Annotated in this window: 17 protein-coding genes; 5 read left to right on the top strand and 12 right to left on the bottom strand. The window is 66.1% G+C overall.

From position 1 onward, the window contains the following. Nucleotides 1–25: 25 nt before the first annotated feature. The 11 genes from BHQ18_RS29875 to BHQ18_RS13730 all read right to left on the bottom strand — a co-directional run bounded on the left by BHQ18_RS29875 (nt 26) and on the right by BHQ18_RS13730 (nt 14823). On the bottom strand, nt 26–574 hold the full coding sequence (locus BHQ18_RS29875) for a hypothetical protein (protein ID WP_131815686.1): 549 nt from the start codon (nt 572–574) through the stop codon (nt 26–28). 160 nt (nt 575–734) lie between these two features. Continuing rightward, on the bottom strand, nt 735–2507 hold the full coding sequence (locus tag BHQ18_RS13775; protein ID WP_069414188.1) for a lipase family protein: 1773 nt from the start codon (nt 2505–2507) through the stop codon (nt 735–737). Between the two features lie 112 nt (nt 2508–2619). After that, nucleotides 2620–4590: a hypothetical protein gene (locus BHQ18_RS13770; RefSeq protein WP_205866098.1), complete on the bottom strand. Its 1971-nt coding sequence runs from the start codon at nt 4588–4590 to the stop codon at nt 2620–2622. A 206-nt stretch (nt 4591–4796) separates the two neighbouring features. After that, complete coding sequence (locus tag BHQ18_RS13765) at nt 4797–7877, bottom strand: replicative DNA helicase (RefSeq protein ID WP_205866097.1); 3081 nt, start codon at nt 7875–7877, stop codon at nt 4797–4799. A 468-nt stretch (nt 7878–8345) separates the two neighbouring features. Beyond that, entirely contained in the window at nt 8346–8804 is a 459-nt protein-coding gene (rplI, locus tag BHQ18_RS13760; protein WP_069414186.1) for a 50S ribosomal protein L9, read from the bottom strand. 13 nt (nt 8805–8817) lie between these two features. Beyond that, nucleotides 8818–9075 carry a 30S ribosomal protein S18 gene (gene rpsR, locus BHQ18_RS13755; protein ID WP_069414185.1) on the bottom strand — a complete coding sequence of 86 codons (258 nt, stop codon included), beginning with the start codon at nt 9073–9075 and terminating at the stop codon, nt 8818–8820. A 38-nt stretch (nt 9076–9113) separates the two neighbouring features. Further along, a complete protein-coding gene (locus tag BHQ18_RS13750; RefSeq protein WP_069414184.1) occupies nt 9114–9623 on the bottom strand; it encodes a single-stranded DNA-binding protein in 510 nt (169 codons plus the stop codon). A gap of 75 nt (nt 9624–9698) precedes the next feature. Beyond that, nucleotides 9699–9989 (bottom strand): 30S ribosomal protein S6, encoded by a 291-nt coding sequence (gene rpsF, locus BHQ18_RS13745; protein ID WP_069414353.1) that lies wholly within the window; start codon nt 9987–9989, stop codon nt 9699–9701. 220 nt (nt 9990–10209) lie between these two features. After that, entirely contained in the window at nt 10210–11793 is a 1584-nt protein-coding gene (locus tag BHQ18_RS13740; protein ID WP_234794181.1) for a glycosyltransferase family 87 protein, read from the bottom strand. Between the two features lie 71 nt (nt 11794–11864). Then, nucleotides 11865–14402, bottom strand: coding sequence for a transglycosylase domain-containing protein (locus tag BHQ18_RS13735; protein WP_084294050.1), 2538 nt, complete (start codon nt 14400–14402; stop codon nt 11865–11867). Next, nucleotides 14395–14823: a DUF5318 domain-containing protein gene (locus tag BHQ18_RS13730; RefSeq protein ID WP_069414182.1), complete on the bottom strand. Its 429-nt coding sequence runs from the start codon at nt 14821–14823 to the stop codon at nt 14395–14397. The genes BHQ18_RS13735 and BHQ18_RS13730 overlap by 8 nt, the downstream gene beginning before the upstream one ends. A gap of 102 nt (nt 14824–14925) precedes the next feature. On the opposite strand from BHQ18_RS13730, the gene BHQ18_RS13725 reads away from it, so the two are divergent. From BHQ18_RS13725 to BHQ18_RS13705, 5 genes are all read left to right on the top strand, one after another. Beyond that, nucleotides 14926–15759 (top strand): thioesterase family protein, encoded by an 834-nt coding sequence (locus BHQ18_RS13725; protein WP_069414351.1) that lies wholly within the window; start codon nt 14926–14928, stop codon nt 15757–15759. Between the two features lie 33 nt (nt 15760–15792). Then, on the top strand, nt 15793–16650 hold the full coding sequence (locus tag BHQ18_RS13720) for a DUF1707 SHOCT-like domain-containing protein (RefSeq protein WP_069414181.1): 858 nt from the start codon (nt 15793–15795) through the stop codon (nt 16648–16650). Between the two features lie 121 nt (nt 16651–16771). Then, entirely contained in the window at nt 16772–17326 is a 555-nt protein-coding gene (locus tag BHQ18_RS13715) for a PadR family transcriptional regulator (RefSeq protein WP_069414180.1), read from the top strand. A gap of 46 nt (nt 17327–17372) precedes the next feature. Continuing rightward, nucleotides 17373–18449: an inositol-3-phosphate synthase gene (locus BHQ18_RS13710; RefSeq protein ID WP_069414179.1), complete on the top strand. Its 1077-nt coding sequence runs from the start codon at nt 17373–17375 to the stop codon at nt 18447–18449. A gap of 88 nt (nt 18450–18537) precedes the next feature. Continuing rightward, nucleotides 18538–19437 (top strand): Rv0045c family esterase, encoded by a 900-nt coding sequence (locus BHQ18_RS13705; RefSeq protein ID WP_069414178.1) that lies wholly within the window; start codon nt 18538–18540, stop codon nt 19435–19437. Between the two features lie 4 nt (nt 19438–19441). On the opposite strand, the gene BHQ18_RS30125 is transcribed toward BHQ18_RS13705, so the two are convergent. Beyond that, nucleotides 19442–21340, bottom strand: a complete 1899-nt coding sequence (locus tag BHQ18_RS30125; protein ID WP_165614562.1) for an Ig-like domain-containing protein — start codon at nt 21338–21340, stop codon at nt 19442–19444. Between the last annotated feature and the right edge of the window lie 36 nt (nt 21341–21376).

The following is a 21376-nucleotide window of genomic DNA, read 5'->3' as shown; positions in this document are numbered from 1 at the left end:
CCCTTGATGGACCGCGGGAATCGCTTTACGCAGCTTCTTGAGAGCGGCAGCTTCCAGGCGGCAGCCAGGCTTTTGGCGTCTCAGTACGAAACGGGATATAGGTGTCGGAGAGAGCCTCGAGTTCGCGGATCGAAGCGAACCTTTCACGGGTTTCCGGGTTCGTTCGTGCCACGCGCGCGACGAAGTTCATGAGGCGGTGCCCAACGCTTACAGTGCTGTCCACTGACGAATCAGCGATATAGCGCTGCGCGATTGCCATCCCCGACGGCTCGGTACCGGCTTCAATCGCGCGCTGGTGCCACTCTGCTTCCACGAAGCTCGCTGCACTGAGCATCAATGACTCCGCGATGGAGCCGGCCAATGCGCACGTTTCACGCCATTGGCTCTCGGCAAGAGCCTGGTCGATGCGGGGTTCGAAGTCAGCTCTGCTGTAGGCCCAAGCTCGGTTGCACACACGGTGGACTTCATCGAGACCCAATTCGTCAAGATCGGGGCGCAAGGGAATGCCTCCCTGATGGGCTCCGATGTGCATGAGCCTCGACCAGTCCGGTGGCAATACCTGAGCGTCTCCCATCGCTTCAGGATCTCACCCGCGACAATCGGCGGGGAGGACGCGTAGGTCAACCGCGGTGTGGATGACGGTCACCGCAGTATCCCTCCGCATCACGAATCGATTGGATCGCCACAGCATACGGATAGGTCCTTGCGACCTTGGTCGCTGCCTTGCCCTGCGTTCATTGCGCAGGTGCGATCGCAATAGATCCACCTATTTCCTTTTCAACGACGAACGCCAGTAGTTTCGTCACGGCGTCCTGCGCGGCCTTCAACTGGTGAATCCGCGGCGTCTTAGAGTCGCTAAAAGCGTTGAGTCGGTTGAGCTCTGCGGATATCTGTGTTTCGAGTGAGACTAACTGTGGCCAAAGTTCCGCCTCAGTGGGAGCATTCAGCCGTTTGAGCGCGTACTCCGCCGAGACGCGCAGCGTCAGCTGGGTAACGTTCAATGCGAAGATCTCGGCGCTTGAACCGCCCAGCGCTGCTCCGGTTACGACACCGGCGCCGCCGGCGGCCAAGGCGCCGACAGTGGCGATTCCGCCCATCATTCCACCAGGGCCGAGTGCTGCCAGGCCACCAGTTATAGCCGCGCCACCGAATGCCGTTGCAGGAGCGGCCATTGCAAGGCCGATCGGCCCGGCGGCGATCAGCGCCAACCCTGCCGCGGCCACTCCGATGCGACCCCAGGGAATCCCTCCGGTGCGCTTCAGGAGATCGTCCACCTCAGTGAGTGCCTCTGCGATATGGGTGGCTACACCGGGCTGAAAGCCGAGGTTGATCACCATCGCTTTCAATGCCGCCTTTGGAGCTTCCCCTGTATCGATCTCGTAGGGCTCCACGAAGTTCGTCGCTGTCAGTGTGGTCAAGGTGACGACGGCTTCCCGCAGTTCGAGTCGGTTCGGCAGATCTGGCGCTTGGCCCTGCACAACTGCTTGCAACTCGACCGGCAGCGGTTGACCGGACGCGGCTAGCTGGTCGAGTTGGGCGGCGAGGTCGTCTCGGATGACATTCAGAGCGTCTTCGTAGCGCTGGGCCCGGTCGGTGTCCTTGATGTTCTTCGCCACACAGGACGCGAAGCGCAGCTTTATCAGAGTGAAAAGCTGATCATCAGTAAGCCTCGTCGCAAGCGCGCGGGACGCAACTACGGCTTCCTTGGACGGGTACAAGGTGTTGGCGATCAGTCCGCTAACGGCCGGATGGCTGAGGTATCGGTCGGCACCGTGTTGGTCTAAGCCGGTGATATTGACTGCGCAATCTTGTGCTCCGGGAAACACTGAGGTGAGACCTCGGCCCATTGTAACGATGTCCCGTGCACTGAAGAAGTTGGTCCAGTCGAGGACTGTCGCGTAGGGGAACTTCTTCAGCAGCCGCTCGCTGCCGCGGTGCAACGCTTCGCTGTTCGCCGGGCTTCCAATCGTGATGAACCGCCGCACTTGAAGGTTGGCGGGTAGATGGTCGAGTAGGTCGATCGCGATGACGCTGCCCAAGCTGTGTCCGATGAGGAGAATCTCGCCCTTGGTTGGAATCTGGTCGAGGATGTAACGCAGAATGGCTCCCCGCAGGCCTTCGCTGGTCACGTACCGCCGAACTTGTGGGAGGTCCATCGCGGACAAATTGTCGACACCGAAGGCGTGTGCCGCGTTCATCCACGGCTTTGGAACGCTGTTGAAGCCGAAGGGGACCGCGTCCGGCTCGTCCTGCAGCCTCCGGTATACGGCCGCCTGGCGACGTTCGAACTCACGACGGCTTCGGTCGTCGTTCTTCACTTTATAGGTGACATCTGGCATCTTCGCCGAGATGCCGTCGATCGTGAGAAGCGAGTCGTACCTTGGCGCAACGACTTGGCTGTCGTCGATCGGCGGGTGCCCTGCCGACTCCAGCGCCGCGTTCAGCGCACCTAACCAGACGCGGTTGGGATCCCCATCCCCAATCCCGTGCAGGAACACAACCTTCATCTGCTCAACCTTTCGAGAACGTAAATGCCCACCTGCAGCCGCTCACTGGACTCCAGTCAGTACTACGAGCATGATCAACGAGTCCCCCCACCGGATGACGGGTCATATCCGACTATTGATCCCGAAGCGCCGGAGCGTCGCCACTAACGACAGCCGTCTTTGAATATGGTCTGCTGACCGTCGCCAACGATTTACGCCAAGCCTTGTTGCCTTCGAGCAGCCCTATCATCTCGCAGCTGTTGCTGAGGATGTGATCGCTGAGCGGCAGTGGGAAGCCGCGGCGGTGCAAAAAGACCTGCAGCGACGAATCGCCCTGCGATACGACCGCGTGGCGCCACCCAGCAATCAGCTTCATCATGTTGCGGTCATCCTTGGGCCCCGACGGGATCTTCTTGGCGAAATCGGCCATTCCTTCGAGCAGCTGAACGTCTGAGACAGTGATTAGCCCAGCGGGATAGACGTGCGGCTGTAGATGTTCGAACATCTTCCGCCCACGTTCGATGATGTCGAAGTTCGTGATGATGCCGGCGGGGACGCCGGTGTCGGGCATGACGACGAGCGGCACGAAATTCGTGTCACCGTCGACGACTTCGCCCCCCCAACCGCCGTGCTTCTTCACGAGGCCGATTGTCGACAGCAGCTGCTCGAACTTGCCCTCGATGTAGATCTTGTCGATGTCGGCGGCATACTCGTCGAAGGTCGCCAGCCCTTGCGCCGCATCGGCTTTCACTGCATGGTTTGTGGCGTCGATGACGACGCAGTGGCCTTCGCCGAGCATCATCCAGTCGCACACAGACGGCGTCGTGCTTTTCTGCTCCTTCCATGCGACCTGCATGTCGGCTTCGTCGACGATTTTCTGAATTCCCCTGCCCTTCAGGGCGGTGCGGTGCAGGATGCCACCGACGAAGACCTCGAAGGCATCGTTCATCGCGTTCTTGAAGCGATCGCCGAGTCCGTTCGACTTGTTCTTCAGGCTGAACCAAGCCTCGTGGTACAGCGTCGGCCCGCATACACGTTCCATCGCCCACTGGTGGCGGATCATGACGAAAGTGTTGTCGTCGATGGCAATGAACGGGTACTGCGTGAAGGTGAACCGTTGGTGCGCAATGTTTCCGGCTTCCCGGTCCTTTTTCATCGCAGCCTGGTACTTGTCCAGCGGCAGCGCCATGTTTTCGACGAGGTAGTCGATCGCTGCCTCGGAGACGCCGTCGGCGATCAGTTCCTCGCGCTCGAATCTAATCCGGTGCTCATCGGCGCTGCGCTTGACGATGTGGTTTCCGAGCCGCAGCAGGTCGAGCAGTTCGACGCCGGTGCCGATTTGGAAGGCTTCGGCGGGGGTGGCGCCGAGCCCGGTCGTCTTCGACCTCTTGGCCCACGGCTCGAACCACAGGTCGTAGGTGTTCGACAGCAGCATTTCGTACTTCTGGGGCATGTTGAAGAGGTTCGACGCGACCTCGTCGGGGATGAGCTTCTTGGCGTATTCGAGCATTTCTTCCATGCCCATCTGCGGTATTTTGCGTTGAAGCTTCGCCATCTCGTCCGGTGTCGGCATGTCGCCGGCGAACTCGTCGCTGCCGTTCTGCTCAGACGTTATCGACAGCAGGATGTGCACCAGCGTGTCGCGCTCGATCGACGGCGCGGCCTCATCCGTCGACGCGTTCTCGATGATCTCCCGTTGCAACTGCGCGGTGGCCCGCGGCGATACCAACAGATCGTGATGCTGCGTCACTCGTCTGCGGGCCCGCTTGCACGCATCACCGTTGCCGCCCGCGAGGAATTCAGCCTCGACGAGGTCCGGGCGCTGCGTGGTGGTGAACGCGACGTCCCAGCGGCTCTGGAGGTCGGCAACGGTTTCGACGGCGTTGTAAAGATTGACACCGGCGAGAATGTCGCGTCGCTGCGTCTCCGTGAGCGGGTCGAGGCCCAGGCGCCCGCACACGATCAGGCGCGGCATCGATTCCATGAACTGCTTCATCGCGTCAATGGCCTCGTCGGGCGTGCTCGGCTGCTTCCACGGGGGTGCGACGCCGAACGGCCCTCCCACCGGCTGCATGCCGAACAAGCCGCCGCCAGCACTGCTCACCGCTCGTGCGGCTTGGCGCTCGCGCTCTCGCTCACGTCTCTCACGATTCCGAGCCCCTTTACCCATCGGCGGTGGTACCTCTCTCGCGGCGCTCTCTGCTAAACGCGCCCGCAACGAATCTGTCTCACGCTTCGTGACCAATTGGTCAGTCGGTGGTCATCTCACATGGGATTTGGTCATGAAGTATGAGAAGTCACACGCACCAACTATTGCTTGGCCATGTTCGCGAAGCGCGACAAATGCAGTTGGTGCGCAACGGTAATCGTCTTCGTCGGACCGTTGCGGTGCTTGCCGAGAATCAAGTCCGCTTCGCCGCCGCGGGGGTCGTCCCGCTCGAATGCATCCGGCCGGTGCAAGAGGATGACCATGTCGGCATCCTGTTCCAGGGAATTATGTAGACTGACTAAGTTTGCAACGAAATTGTGCGTTCCGTCGACGGTCCCGTCGTAAACATCCTGCTCGCCCATGCTCGTGATCTCAACGATCTTGTCCCACAACACGTCGTTGGTAGCGAGGTCGTGAAGCTCCTTGTTGTCGAGGATCGCCGCGGCTCGATGCAGCCTCCTCCGACCGACATTGTGCTTCCACATCGCCGACCCACAGAACCGCGTGTTCATCAGATCGGCGAACTCGCGATGCGTGACGTGCTTCTCTGCGAGCGCCTGTCGCACCGTCCCCCACACTGCCTTCGGCACGGTGTCCGAGGCGGCCGCACCTTCGACCTTCTTCAACTCTGTGAAGACTTCCCTTGCTGCGAAGAACTTTTCGCCGTGTGCGTCGACTGTCTGCAGAAATCGCATCTGGTTGTGGGTGCCCGGGATCTGAACATGCCAACAGTCCCGATACCCCGTCTTGCGGGCACGATATGTCCGCGCGGCGATGCCGAGACGCAACAGCAGGGCCGCCACGTCATCGGCGAGCCTACGGCTCGTCGTGGCGTAGTAAATCCGGCCGAGATGGAACTTCTTGTCCCAACGCACCGAACCGTCCGTCGCCCACAGATGCCGCAGGAACAACGCGATCTGATCATTCGGCAGCGCGAAAACCTCTGCCGGAACGAACTTCTCGTAACTGCGTTTGTCAAACAGCCCCAGCTTGTCCAGCCACGCCGCGATCGGATTGCGCTTGCCGTGCGTCAACCGGTACGGCGCCGGAAGCCGCAGCGTCGTCACCCGCGCCGCGGCGTACTCGTCGCGGATCGCCGTCACCCCGAAGTGCTCCGCGGCCTTGGTCACCGCCACCAGGTTCTGCTCGTCGATGCTCGCGTACCGGATCGGCTGACGCTTCACACACGACCCGTCGCCGATCATGTGCGCCAGCAGGATGATCTCGGACTCCTCCATCCGCTGGGTGCGCACCGGCTCCGGTACCCGGCGCGGCACCGCCACCCGGTCACCAACGGTCAACTCTCCCAACGGGGTCCACCCGTCCATCGTCATGAACGGATGGTTCGCCGTCGCCTCGACCTCACGCCCCGACGCCAGCCGCACCTTGAACACTTCCTTGTGCCCGCTGTAGAACACGTTCGTCATCGGCCGCGCGACCATCCGCTTGCGCTCGTCCATCGACCACACCAGCGGTCGCTCGCCGGTGCGCATCAACTCACCGAACGTCACCTCGGCGCCGTTGTCCGCCCGCAGGATCCGCGTATTCGCCGTCAGACAGCCCGACTCACGCAGGTCCGACACCATCGGCTTCTTGTCGGTGCGCTGCTCCGGACCACGGTTCAGCTGGCTGATCGCCACCACCGGAACATCGAGTTCCTTGGCCATCAGCTTGAGGCTTCGCGAGAAGTCCGACACCTCCTGCTGCCGCGATTCGTACTTCTTGCCCGACGTCATCAGCTGCATGTAGTCGACGACGATCAGCTTCAAGCCCTTTTTCTGCGACAGCCGTCGCGCCTTGGCCCGGATCTCCATCATCGTCAGGTTCGGCGAATCGTCGATATACAAAGGCGCTTCGCTGATCTCGCTCATCCGGCGCGCCAGCCGCGTCCAGTCGTCGTCGCTCATCCGACCCGACCGCATGTCGGCCAGCTTGATCTTCGCCTCGGCCGAGAGCAACCGCATCACGATCTCGGACTTGCTCATCTCCAGCGAGAAGATCACGCTCGGCATCTGGTGCTTGATCGAGCACGACCGCATGAAGTCCAACCCGAGCGTCGAGTTGTGCGTCGGCACCATCTCCCGGCCCGCCAGGTACAAGTGCTCGGGGTTGGCCACCTCCACACACCGCACCGGCACGCTGGGCACGCGGCGCACCGCCTCGATCCCCCACGCCGCCGGACGCCGGCCGCCCACCGCAGCCAACACCGGAGCCCTGGCCGCACTGATGACGTCGACCCCCGGCCGCAACGCCGTGGTGATCTGCACCCCGCGGTCCGTCGGCCACTGATGGAACGCATCCGCGACCAACGTTGTGCCATCGGCGAATTCCACCGCATAACACGGTCGACCGAGCATGACCTCCGTCGCCGCCACGACCTGCGTCGGCTCACCGTCGGCGCCGAGCAGCCGATCGCCCACCGCGACGTCGCCCATCGTCGTCCACCCGGTCGGCGTCGGCAGCGGCGTATCGAGCGCCAGCGCCTTCCCCACACCGGGGCGCGCCGCGATGATGATCATCTGCCCGGGATGCAGACCGTTGGTCACCTCGTCGAGTTCGACGAACCCGGTCGGCACACCGCGCGCCAGCCCACCCTGCGAGGCGATCGCGTCGATCTCGTCCATCGTCGGCTGCAGGATCTCCTCGAGCACCACGAAATCCTCGGCCGCACGTCGCTCGGTGACGTCGTAGATCTCCGACTGCGCGCGGTCGACGATGTCGTTGACGTCGGCCCCGTCGGCGCCCGCGTAGCCGTACTGCACGACCCGGGTGCCCGCCTCCACGAGTCGGCGCAGCAGCGCCTTCTCCGCGACGATGCCCGCGTAGAACCCGGCGTTGGCCGCCGTCGGCACCGTCGAGATCAGCGTGTGCAGATACGGCGCACCGCCGATGCGGCGCAGCAGCCCGCGCCGGTCGAGCTCGGCGGCCACGGTCACCGCGTCGGCCGGCTCGCCGCGGCCGTAGAGGTCGAGAATCGCGTCGTAGACGTTCTGGTGCGCCGGGCGGTAGAAGTCCCCCGGACGCAGCCGCTCGAGCACGTCGGCGATGGCGTCCTTGCTCAGCAGCATCCCGCCCAGAACCGCCTGCTCGGCCGCTTGGTCCTGCGGAGGCTGGCGCCCGAACTCCTCGTTCGGCGGCGGTGCGTCCATGTCCGAATGACCCAGGTCATCCACGACAGCCACGAAGCGTCTCACCCCCTCTATTCACTATCGAACGTGCATTCGATCCGCATGTCGCGACTGTAAAGACGGTGTCCGACAAACTCTCGGGCTTCCCCGCCGACGGCTTACGCTAGACGTTGCTGGCGAGGGTGCAACCCGGCCCTGTTCATAGCCCTGTGGATGGAGTGTGGATAGGTCTGGACAGCCATGTTGAGTCGTTGGGGACAACCTGTTAATCAACCACACCGCTTACTACATCGTCGCAGTTAGACGCACCATAAACCGGTGCAGACGCTGTGCATGAGAATTGCTCCGGCGTGTCGCCCGAGGTTGCGTGGTCGGGCGTGTTGTGTTGCCGTTCGGGGCCATGCAGGTTAACAGCTCGTAAGCTTCGCTGGCGGCAAACACCCGGGATGAGTTCGCCAGCCCGGACAGCAACGGCCGGGTGGAGGCTCAGCATGCCTCCACCCGGCCGTATCGACGCTGGGGTTACTGCGCGGCGACGACTTCCAGCGACACCGACGCAGCGATCTCGGGGTGCAACCGCACCGCGACGGGGTGGGTGCCGGTGGTCTTGATGTGCGCCTTGGGCAGCTGGACGGTGCGCTTGTCCAGGTTCGGCCCGCCGGCGTTCTTGATCGCGGCGACGACGTCGGCCGACGTCACCGAGCCGAACAGCTTGCCGCTGTCGCCGGCCGCCTTGACCGACAGCTGCACCGGGCCCAGGCCCTCGATCGCGCTCTTGAGCTCGACGGCGTGCTCGCGGCCCTTGATGGCCTTCTGCTCGCGCGCGCGGCGGATCTGTTCGGCCTGGCGCTCGGCGCCGCGGTAGGCCACGACGGCCAGGCCGCGGGGCACCAGATAGTTGCGGCCGTAGCCGTCCTTGACCTCGACGATGTCGCCCTGCACACCCAGGTGCTCGACGTCGGCGGTGAGAATCAGTTTCATCTTCGTGTCCTGCCTATCGCGTCGACGAGCTGAACGGCAGCAGCGCGACCTCGCGGGCGTTCTTGACGGCGATCGCGATATCACGCTGGTGCTGAACGCAGTTGCCGGTCACGCGGCGGGCGCGGATCTTGCCGCGCTCGCTGATATACGTGCGCAGCAGCGCGGTGTCCTTGTAATCGATGGTCTGCCCCTTCTTGGAGCAGAACACGCACTTGCGGGTCTTGACCGGCTTCTCGGGAGCCGGCCGCCGCTTGGTTGAGGACTTGGCCATGTGTGTTTCTCTTTCTTACTTCTTCGCTGATCAGTTGTTCAGAAGGGTGGCTCGTCGTCGGCGCCGGAGAACGAACCCGACACCGGGGCGCTGCCCCACGGATCGTCCTTCGGCTGCTCGGCCGGCCGGGACGCCCCGCCACCGCCGCCGCCACCACCGAAGCCACCGCCGCCACCGCCACTGCGGCTGGCCTTGTTGACCTTCGCGGTCGCGTAGCGCAGCGACGGGCCGATCTCGTCGACCTCGAGCTCCACGACGGTGCGCTTCTCACCCTCGCGGGTTTCGAACGAACGCTGCTTGAGCCGGCCCTGCACGATGACCCGCGATCCGCGGGTCAGGCTCTCGGCCACGTTCTCGGCGGCCTCGCGCCAGATGTTGCAGCGCAGGAACAGCGCCTCGCCGTCCTTCCACTCCCCGCTCTGGCGGTCGTAGATGCGCGGCGTCGACGCCACGGTGAAGTTGGCGACGGCCGCGCCCGAGGGCGTGAACCGCAGTTCCGGATCGGCGGTCAGGTTTCCGACGACGGTGATGATGGTGTCACCAGCCACGATGTCCTCCTGGAAGTTGGCGGTGTAGTCGCAGGCGAGCCTACGGAAGCGCTACGACGTACACATCCCGTTCGGCTAGTGCTTGTCGGTCCGCATGACCTTGGTCCGCAGCACGGACTCGTTCAGGTTCAGCTGGCGGTCCAGTTCGGACACCGTTGCGGGCTCGGCCTTCACATCGACGACGGCGTAGATGCCCTCGGCGTGCTTGGCGATCTCGTAGGCCAACCGGCGCCGGCCCCAGATGTCGACCTTGTCGACGGTGCCGCCGTCCTTGCGGATGACGTTGAGGAATGTTTCCAGCGACGGAGCTACGGTGCGCTCGTCAAGGGTGGGGTCGAGGATGACCATGATTTCGTATGGACGCATGAAGACCTCATCACCTCCTACGGTCTGATCGGCCACGGACTGTCCGCGGCAGGAGGGTCGCCTGCGTCGGCAACCGGCCCAGGCTACAGGAAAGCGCGCTGATCTGCGAAATCGTGCTGTCCGCCAGGCGCCCTGCCTGCGCCGAGCGTCGGGTTTCTGACGCATTTCGGCCGATTTTGCGGCAGAAGTCCGACTCTCGGCGCCAAGAACCGAATCGCGGTCAGGTGGTCTGGTCGACCAGTTCGCGCTCGGTGCGCAGTCTCGACGCGTCCGGGCGCAGCCAGTCCGGCAGCCACCGCGGCGGGTCGTCGGGTGCGCGGTCGAACACCCCGCCCGCCGGGTCGTCGACCTCGCCGCGGGCGCGGACCAGGTCCAGTTCCGGGCGGTAGATCTGCCGGATCACCAGCACGCACAACCCGACCACCGCGATGTCGCGCAGCAGCACCGTGATCGTGAACGGCTGCTCCGGCAGGCCCATGTTCGCCTCGCCGTAGAGGTAGAGCATCCGCGGTATCCACACCAACGCGTCGATCGTCATCCACGCCAGCAGGATTCGCCGGTGCGGCAGTGCCAGCACCGCCAGCGGCACCAGCCACAGCGAGAACTGCGGGCTCCACACCTTGTTCGTCAGCAGGAACGCCGCGACCACCAGGAACGCGATCTGCGCGACGCGGGGCCGCTGCCTGGCCGTCAACGCGATGTATCCGATTGCGATACAACACGATATGAACAGAATCGCCGACACCGTGTTCGTCACCGTCGGCGGCTCCCAGAACCCGAGGTCGGGATCGAACCCGCGCCAGCCGGTGAACGACTTGATCACGTTGTAGATGGAGTCCATGTCGTCACCACGGCGGGTGTTGAGCCGGAAGAACTCCGACCAGCCCCGCGGGAACAGCACCATGATCGGCAGGTTGACCACCAGCCAGGCGACGAACGCCGCCGCCGCGGTCTTGCCGACCTCGCGCAGCTTGCCGGTCCGCAGCGCCAGCACCGCCAACGGCGCCAACAGCAGCAGCGGGTACAGCTTGGCCGCAACCCCCAACCCGATCAGCGCCCCCGCCAGCACCGGTTTGCGCCGCGCCCACGCCAGCAGCGCGCCGGTCGCGAAAGCCGTTGCCAGCGCGTCGAAGTTGGTGAAGATCTGGAAGATCACCAGCGGCGACGCCGCCACCAGCGCGGCGTCCCAGACCCGTCTGGGGCCGGCCAGCCGCGACGCCGCCCACACCGTGATCAGCCACGCCAGCGCCAACCCGAACGCCGCGAGGTTGAAGAACATCACCACCTCGGCGATCACGGGCACCGACACCAGCTTCGTCAGCGCCGTGTACGTCTTGGCCAACGACATCGACATGTACTGGTACAGGCCGGTCAGCACCGGATACTCCATGTACCGCACCGCGATGTTGCCGTCGTACTGGATGTGCGGCTCGCCCTTGGAGTCCTTCTCGATCCAGCTCGACTTGTACGGGAACTTCCCGCGATTGAGCAGTTCGGCGGTGTAGAGCGGAACCGTGTCCGAGTAGCACAGCTGAAAGTACGCGCGCTGGTTCTCCCAGTTGGCGACCCGCTGATCGGCCGTGCCGGTGCCGGTGCTCTGCAGGCACGCCGCCTTCGTCGAGTACCCCAGCGCCAGGAACACCAGCGCGATGATCAGCATCACCCGCAGCGGCGTCAGGAACCGCTGCCTGCCGATCAGCGCGTGCCTGCCGACCGGCCCGCCGATGGTGCCCGCCAGCGCGGCACCGATCGTGTCGGTGCGGCTGGGCAGGTCCCGCTCATCGAAGCTGCGCCGGTCGTGCACCAGGAGTCCCGGCGAAACAGTCTGCGGCGCGGCCGATTTCGGCTCGCCGTGCTCGTCCTCCCCCACGTCGGTCACGGGGGCGGTGGCGGGGCGCCGGGCGCCACCGGCACGGGAGCACCGACCGGTCCCGGTGCCGGCGCCGGTGCCGGACCGGGAACCGGCGCGCCCGGCGGCGGTGGTGGAGCGACGGGGACCGTGGTCGGCGGGCCCCACGGGATCGTGATGCCCGGCGCGACCTCGATGGTCGGCTGGATGACCGTCTGCGACGGCGTCGGCGGCGCGTCGGTCGGTGTCGTCGGCGACGGGGGCGGCGGCGGGGCCTGCGGGACGCCCGCGTACCCGCCGATCTCCTCCGGCTTCGGGAACGACTCCTCGTCGGTGCCCTCCAGCGCGCCGTCCATCGTGGCCTTCCAGATGTCCGACGGAAGACCGGAACCGTAAACCGGTGAACCCCACTTGTTTTCCAGCGGCTTGGTGCCGTCGGTGGTACCCACCCACACCGCTGTGGACAACGACGGGGTGTACCCGACCATCCAGGCGTCGCGGTTGTTGTCGGTGTCGCCGAGCTGATGGGTGCCGGTCTTGGCGGCCGACGGCCGGCCCCCGGCCAGCGCGTGGCCGTTGGAGTAGGCGGCGATCGGCTGCATCGCGCTGGTCACGTTGTCGGCGACCTTCTTCTCGATGCGCTGCTCACCCGAGTTGTCCTGCTGCGACGCGTCGAAGAGCACCTCGCCCTCGGAGTTGACGACCTTCTGCACGAAGTGCGGCTTGTGGTAGACACCCGACGCGGCCAGCGTCGCGTAGGCCGACGCCATGTCGATCACCCGGGACTGGTACTGCCCCAACACGATCCCGTTGTTCGGCGGGCCGCCCTGGCCGTCCTCGGACAGCGTGTGCTCGATCCCCGGGATGCTCTCGGCGATACCGGCGGCGTGCGCGGCTTCGGCGACGTCCTCGGGACCGTTCTTGAGCTTGAGCATCAACCGGTAGTAGCTGGTGTTCAGCGACCGCTTCAGTGCCTCGGCGATGTTGCAGGTGCCGCAACTGTTGCCCTCGACGTTGGAGATCTTGATCCCGTTGACCTCCAACGGCGAACTGTCCACCTGTGTGCCGAGACCCATGCCCTGCTGCAACGCCGCCACCAAGGCGAACACCTTGAACGACGACCCCGTCGGCAGGCCGGCCTGCGCGAAGTCGAACCCGTTGGCGTCGGTGCCGCCGTAGTACGCCTTGACGCCTCCGGTGCGCGGATCGATCGACACGATCGCGGTCCGCATGTCGGGATCCTGACCCTCGAGGTACTCCGCGGCGGCCTCCTCCGCGGCGGCCTGCGCCTTCGGGTCGATCGTCGTGGTGATCTGTAGGCCTTCGGTGTTCAGCGACTGCTCGTTGATGTTGAACAGCTCGAGCAGTTCCCGCTGCACCTGGCGTTCGATGAGGCCGTTGGGGCCCGTCGTCTGGTTCTGCGTGCGGGCCAGATCGGGCGGCACCGTGGGCGGGAACACCTGCGCGGCACGCTCCTCCGGGGACAGCGCCCCGATCTCGACCATGCCGTCGAGCACCCAGTTCCAGCGCACCGTCGCACCTTCGAGGTTCACCGCGGGGTCCAGACCCGAGGGCCGCTGGATCAACGCGGCCAGCAGCGCGCCCTCGGCGACGTTGAGTTCCTCGACCGGCTTGTTGAAGTACGCCTTGGCCGCCGCCGCGACACCGTAGGAGCCGCGGCCGAAGTAGATGATGTTCAGGTACGACTGCAGCACCTGGTCTTTGGACCACTCGCCGGACATCTTCGTCGAGATGACCAGCTCCTTGGCTTTTCGGATCAGCCCGCCGACGCCCGAGCGCTCCGACCCGACGAGCGCGTTCTTGACGTACTGCTGGGTGATCGTCGACCCGCCCTGCAGGTCGCCGCCGAACAGGTTGTTCTTGATCGCGCGGGCGAACCCGGTGAACGAGAACCCCGGGTTGGAGTAGAAGTCGCGGTCTTCGGCGGCCATCACCGCGTTGCGCACCTGCACCGGGATCTGATCGATGTTGACGTCGACCCGGTTCCCTTCGGGCGGAACGATTTTCGCCAGTTCGCTGCCGTCGCTGGCCAGGATCGTCGACACCTGGTTGGTGCGGAGGTCGCCGGGCTTGGGCACGTCGACGATCATGTAGGCCATCCCGAACGTGATCAGCGGCAGCACGATGAACACGGCGGCCATCGCGACCGCCCCGCGACGCACCCACTTCCAGTTGATCTGGTCGCGCAGGCTGCGGCGCGGACCCCGAGGGCCACCACCTCCCGACGATCCGCCACCGCCCGGTGGACGCCGCGGCGGTGGCGGCGGGCCCGGAGGCGGCGGCTTGGGCGCCGGTGTGCCGTCGAGCGCGGCCTTGACGACGTCGACCGGATCACGCAGATGCGGGGGCCTGGCCTCGCGCACCGGCGGCAGCACCGCGGTGTGCCGGTCATCGGGCGCCGCCGGCGGCCGGTTGGGCCGCGGCGGGTTCTGATCCGGCGGACGGCGTCGGCCGCCGCCGGGTCCGGGCGCGCTCACGCCATCAGCCTCGCGTCCGGAACGGACCTCGTTGACTGACCGGTCGTGGCGCCCTTCGCTATTCACTGGCCGTGCGCGCACGGTTGCGCGCCGTTCGAGTGCCGCGCCGAGAACCTCCGGTCGGAGGGACCGCGCCGAGCACGTACGACTTGACCAGATGATTCCAGCTGCAGGTGCGGCATACCTCCACCACGTGTACTGAGAATTCGTCGTATCGGGACGCCAGCAGGACCAGCTCCTCCGCGGTCCGCGCGGAACCCGACACCGGGCCTAGATGATCACCGAACACCCACGACACCAGCGTGAGCTGCTCCTTGCGGCAGATCGGGCACATCACCGAACTCGGCTTGCCGTGGAACTTGGCGGCGCGCAGCAGATAGGGGTTGGCGTCGCAGACCTCCGAGACGCCGGTGCGGCCCGAATAGACCTCAGCCAGCAGGGACCGCCGCCGAAGCGCGTAGTCCACCACCTGTCGCTGCAATCGCACGAAGACCAGAGTACGTCGGTGCTCGGGCAGCGGAGGCGTGACTGCCCCGGCGGGCCCTTCTCTAAGGTGTGTGAGCTGGAACTGACGCTGGGAGAGACACCGATGCTGGACGGCCGTGACTTCGCTTTCGACGGTGGATCGACCGGTGAGCACACCAGTCGCTTCGGGCGCGACCTGCCCGAGCACTGGTGCTTCGACGGCCGCGCGTTCGGCGGGTACACCTCGGCGCTGGCGCTGGCGGCGGTGTTCGCGCACAGCGGGCGGGCCGCGGCGGCGTCGCTGTCGGTGACGTTCGTCGAGGGCGGCGCCCCGGGACCCGTCGAGATCGACGTCCGCACCCTGCGTGGCGGCCGCACGGCCGCGGTGTACGAGGCCACGGTCAGCCAGGCCGGGCGCACGATCCTGATCGCCTCCAGCTGGCTGGCCGACGGCTGGCTGAACCCGCCGTCGGTCGACGCGCCCATCCCGTTCGAGCGCTACCCGAGCGCCGAACTCCCCGACCCCGCGTCCAGCCCGTCACTGGACTGGATCAGCCAGACCTACCGCTCGCTGCAGTTCGCGCACCGCCGCGGCGTCGACTATCCGTCGGGACTCCGCGAGTTCGGACGCCACCACCCGGAGGTGGCGCTCTGGGTCGCCGCGGACTGTGCACCCGACGAACCGCAGGTGCACCCGCAGGTCGTCGACGTGCTGCACGCCGACGCGCACCTGTTCGACGCACCAGGCAAGGTGTCCGGGTTCGGCGACACCTGGCTGCTGAGCCTGGACCTGAGCCTGGTCTGGCAACCGGGCGCGCACCTGCTGGCGTCGACCTCGTGGCGGCTGCTGGAAGCACGCGGGTCGGTGGCCGACGGCGCGTGCACCGCGTACGGCTCGCTGCGCGGTCCCGACGGCGCACTGCTGGCGGTGCTGACGTCTCAGGGCCTCGTCCGCTGAGTAGGTGCAGGTCTTTGCTTCTACGATCATCGCGTGGCTGCACGGCAGACAACCGGGACGCGGGCGAAAGACAGCGACCGCAACGACACGTGCCAGATCCTCGACAGCGCGCTGAGCGAGGGTCAGCTGTCGATGGCCGAACACGGTGAGCGGGTCAAGGCCGCGACCACCGCGACCACGCTCGGCGAGCTGCAGGCGCTGATCAGCGACCTGCAGATCGACAACGCGCCGGTCAAACTGCCGACGCTCAAGACACCGCGCAGGCTGCCCGCGCTGCGCGCCGGCTGGGGTCTGCGGGTGGCGATGGCCGCGGTGCTGGTGATTCTCGGGATCGCGATCGGCTGGGGCCTGTACGGCAACACGCCGTCGCCGCTGAACTTCACCTCCGACCCCGGCGCCAAACCCGACGGCGTCGCCCCGGTGGTGCTCACCGCCCCCCGCGAACTGCACTCGCTGGGCGGGCTGACCGGCCTGTTCGAGCAGATGAGGCAGCGCTTCGGCGACACCGACGGCTACCGGCTGGTGGTCTACCCCGACTACGCGTCGCTGACCCGGCCGGACCCGACCGAGGACCGGCGCGAGCTGAACTACTCCTACCGCGGCGGCTGGGACGACCCGACGACGAGTTCGAAATCCGGCGATCCGGTCCTGATCGATCTGGCCAAGTTCGACATGAAGGCCGTCGTCGGCGTCCTGCGCGGGGCGCCGGAGACCCTGAACATGAAACCGGCCGACATCACCAACACCTACCTGAGCGTGGACTCCGCGGGCGATCCGACCGACCCGAACGCGCTGTCCATCGACGTCTATCTGTCCAGCGACTACGGCAGCGGCTACATCGAGCTGGCCGCCGACGGCTCGGTCAAACAGGTTCGCTACCCCGACAGCTGACCGCCGTCGTTCCCGTCGGCGTCACCCTTTGTTCGCGCCGAATATATCGGGGCGATACTATGGTGCGAGGTGTTGGACCGCCGTAACGGACGAGCTGGGATTTCGAGAGGAGGCGCCCGCGATGCTGGAAATGGCCATCCTGGGGCTTCTGCACGAATCTCCCATGCACGGCTACGAACTGCGTAAGCGACTGACCGGGTTGCTGGGCGCCTTCCGCGCGTTCTCCTACGGCTCGCTGTACCCGGCGCTGCGCCGGATGCAGGCCGACGGGCTGATCGTCGAGGACGCGGCGCCCGACGGCACCCCCAAGATGCGTCGGGCGCGTCGGGTCTACCAGCTCACCGAGAAGGGCAAGCAGCGCTTCACGGAACTGGTCGCCGACACCGGTCCACAGAACTTCTCCGACGACGGTTTCGGCGTCCATCTGGCTTTCTTCAACCGCACCCCGGCCGAGGCCCGGATGCGGATCTTGGAGGGGCGTCGTCGTCAGGTAGAGGAACGCCGTGAGGGTCTGCGTGAAGCCGTTGCGCGGGCCAGCAGCTCAATCGATCGGTACACCCGGCAGCTCCATCAGCTCGGGTTGGAGTCCAGTGAGCGCGAAGTCAAGTGGCTCAACGAGTTGATTGCGGCGGAACGTCTGGGGCAAGGAAGCCCGGACAGCTCAGTGCAGCCGTAGAAATACCGAACCAAAGCACGACAGGGATCACGAAGGGAAAGTCGTCATGGCATCAAACGGAGAGGTGCGGGTCGCGATTGTCGGCGTGGGCAACTGCGCGTCGTCGCTCGTACAGGGCGTGCAGTACTACTACGACGCCGACGAGACGGCGACCGTACCCGGCCTGATGCATGTGCGGCTCGGCCCGTACCACGTGCGCGACGTCAAGTTCGTCGCCGCGTTCGACGTCGACGCCAAGAAGGTCGGCTTCGACCTGTCCGAGGCGATCTTCGCGTCGGAGAACAACACCATCAAGATCGCCGACGTGCCGCCGCTGAACGTCACCGTGCAGCGCGGCCCGACGCTCGACGGCATCGGCAAGTACTACGCCGACACCATCGAGGTCTCCGACTCCGATCCCGTCGACGTCGTCAAGGCCCTCAAGGACGCCGAGGTCGACGTGCTGGTGTCCTACCTGCCGGTGGGCTCCGACGACGCCGACAAGTTCTACGCCCAGTGCGCGATCGACGCCGGCGTGGCGTTCGTCAACGCGCTGCCGGTCTTCATCGCCTCCGACCCCGAGTGGGCCAAGAAGTTCACCGACGCCGGTGTGCCGATCGTCGGTGACGACATCAAGAGCCAGATCGGTGCGACGATCACCCACCGCGTGATGGCCAAGCTGTTCGAGGACCGCGGCGTGCAGCTCGACCGCACCATGCAGCTCAACGTCGGCGGCAACATGGACTTCCTCAACATGCTCGAGCGTGAGCGGCTGGAGTCGAAGAAGATCTCCAAGACCCAGGCCGTCACCTCCAACCTGCAGCGCGAGTTCAAGACCAAGGACGTGCACATCGGCCCGTCGGATCACGTCGGCTGGCTCGACGACCGCAAGTGGGCCTACGTGCGGCTCGAGGGCCGCGCATTCGGCGACGTGCCGCTGAACCTGGAGTACAAGCTCGAGGTGTGGGACTCGCCGAACTCCGCCGGTGTGATCATCGACGCGGTGCGGGCGGCGAAGATCGCGCTCGACCGCGGTATCGGCGGCCCCGTCGAGGCGGCCTCGGCCTACCTGATGAAGAGCCCGCCCAAGCAGCTGCCCGACGACGTGGCCCGCGCCCAGCTCGAGACCTTCATCGAGGGCTGACCCTCTTTCGTCGATACCGACGTTTTGGCGGATTTGTGCGGAGGCAGACCGCCATTGCGTCGGTGTCGGCGTTTTGTAGGGTCACCTAATGACCGAGATCTCGCCTGACGACGAACTGGCCACCCTCGACGAGTTCATCTTCCTCGACGAGAACGCCCGCCAGGCCGGGGTCGCGACCGTGCCGCCGGCCCGCCGCATCGACCGCGGCCCGATCAGCGCACTGCAGTTCGGCGACGCCGCCCCCCGGGTGGTCTTCCTGCACGGCGGCGGGCAGAACGCCCACACGTGGGACACCGTGATCGTCGGGCTGGGTGAACCCGCGCTGGCGGTCGACCTGCCCGGGCACGGGCGCTCGGCGTGGCGCGAGGACGGCGACTACGGACCCAGGCAGAACGCCGTCGAGGTCGAACCCGTCATCCGCGAGTTGGCACCGTCGGCCGAACTGGTGGTCGGCATGTCGCTGGGTGGCCTGACCGCGCTGCGGCTCGCGGTCACCGCGCCCGAGTTGGTGCCCCGGCTCGTGATGGTCGACGTGACCCCCTCGGCGCCAGAACGGCACACCCAGATGACCGAGGCGCAGAAGGGTACCGTCGCGCTGGTGCAGGGCGACCGCACCTTCCCGTCGTTTGAGGCGATGCTGGAGAAGACCATCGCCGCGGCGCCGCACCGGGACCGGGAGTCGTTGCGGCGCGGTGTGTTCCACAACGCCAAACGGCAAGAGGACGGCACCTGGACGTGGCGGTACGACGAGATGCGCAAGGGTGAGGGCTTCGAGGGCCTGTGGGACGACGTGCCCCGGCTCACCGTGCCGACGACGTTGGTGCGCGGCGCCAACTCGTTCTTCGTCAATGACGACGACGCCGCCGAATTCGCCCGGACCGCACCGGGATTCAAGGATGTGCAGGTCGTCGCCGACGCCGGCCACTCGGTGCAGAGCGATCAGCCGCGCAAGCTGGTCGAGATCCTGCGCGCCGTGCTGGCGGAGTAGTCCGTCAGCGCTTGGCTGACTTCAGCGTGCCGCGCCTGCGGCGCAGCAGCAGGAACCCGAGCAACGCCGCGCTGTAGGCCGGTGACTGCGGCACCACCGCGTGGTAGCCGAGGTCGCGCAGGATGCCGACCTCGAATGCGCTCAGCACCCGCACCCCCGGGCCCGTGCCGGTGGCTGCATTCATCAACTTCTGGTCACCGCCGGCGAAGACGACGTCGTTCAGATGGCTGCCCGAACTGCCGTTCTGCCACGGATTGGGGGTGTACAACGGCACTAGCCCGCCGTAGGCGGCCGTCGCGTGACGCCCCCCGAAGAACATCCCCCCGTCGCCGCCGACGAGGATCGCGTCGTAGTCGGTGTTCCACAAATAATCCGCACCGATCGGGCGCACTCCGTCTGCGGTGCCGATGAAGCTGTCGAAGATCGGCCAGGCAGTCCAGTCCTCGTTTTCGCCGGGCCTCTCCAGGTAGGTCAAGAACCCGAACGAGTGCAGAAACTCGTGCATCGCGGTCGACACGAAGTCGTACTCGTCCGCGGTGATCTCGTCGGCATCGCCGAGACCCCAGGCCTCCCAGAAGTTCCAGTCGATCGAGCCGTCGGCCGCGGCGCCGTTCGCGTCGCTTCCGGTGAGCAGCTTGTGCTGGACGACGGTGCGCCAGAAGCCGGGCTCCTCACTGATCAACGGGCTGCCGGCCGAGGCGAGTACGGAGGTGTCCTCGGCGCGTCCGGAGACGTTGTAGGTGAGGACGACCGGTGCCTGCACGACGAGGTAGAGCAGCAATTCGTCTGCCGACCTCCGCAGCGCGGCCCGCCGCTCCTCGGTCCAGATCTCCGCGCCGGTGGTGAAGTTGAACGCGAACTTGATGGCCCCCTGGTTGATCACCGAGCGCGCGTTGGTGCCGATCGACCGGAACGGGTCCAGCAGGTTCATGTGCAGACCGACGTCGACGGCCATGACGCTGAAGGTGTCCACGCCGTCGAAGGTCTCCCCGGGCGTGTAGGTGTAGGAGCCGTCGCCGTTGAGCTTCACCGTGCCTTCGCGAGGCCCGCGGGTCATCACGAAGAAGATGCGGTCGCCCTCGGGGTCCACGGCGGCGACGGTGCCGTCGATCGGTCCGGCGATCTGGCCGCTGATCTGCACGGGCGCGACCGACGGCGCCCGGTTGAGGAACGTGCGGCGCAACGTCCACAGCGCTCCTTCGAGGGTGGCCTTGGTGGTGTTGTCCACCGGCAGCGACTCGATCCACCGCAGGGAGGCGTTGGTCCAGTTGTCGATCGCCAGGGAGACCAGGGCGGTCCAGGTGCGCGGCTGCGCCCGCGGGGCCGTGATAGCTGGCGTCGTGGCTGCCGCAGTTGTGGTTGCCGGGGTCGATTCACCGGGCTGCACCAGGTTGGTCGGCGTCACGCGGTGGGCGGTGTCGTTCACAAGGTCGTCGTTCGGTGGGTCGTCGTTCGGAGGGTCGTCGTTCGGAGGGTCGCTCGGAGAATCCTCGTGCGAAGCGAGGGGGTCCGCGGTCGCGCTCTCATCGTCGGGGGCCAACCGGTCGACGACCGTGTCGTCGGCGCCGTCTACAGCGTCGTCCTCGTCGTCGTTCTCGTCGTCGCCGTCGTCGGCGAGCCCCGTGGACTCTTCGTCGTCGTCGACCTCCCCACGCGAGTTCCCCACAGTGACCGGCGGGCTCTGGGACGGGCCCGGCGTCTCGCCGCTGTCCGAGTCAGGCGCATCGCGCTCGGGCGACTCGGTGCCCGGCGACGCGCCATCCTGGGCGTCCGCCGCCGACGGCGGGTTCTCCTCAGCCACGGCGATGGCGCTGTGCGGACCCATCAGCGAAAAGCTCAGCAGCGCGGCCCCCATGCCGGCCGATGCCGCGCCGGTTTGCAGCCACCGTCGCCTCTGACCCATATTTATTGTTCCCTCCGTAAATAACTGGACTGACGT

The organism is Mycolicibacterium flavescens, from assembly GCF_001722335.1.
Lineage (GTDB): Bacteria > Actinomycetota > Actinomycetes > Mycobacteriales > Mycobacteriaceae > Mycobacterium > Mycobacterium flavescens.
The sequence above is the reverse complement of the archived record's forward strand: the minus strand, read 5'-3'. Positions and strand labels throughout refer to the sequence as shown.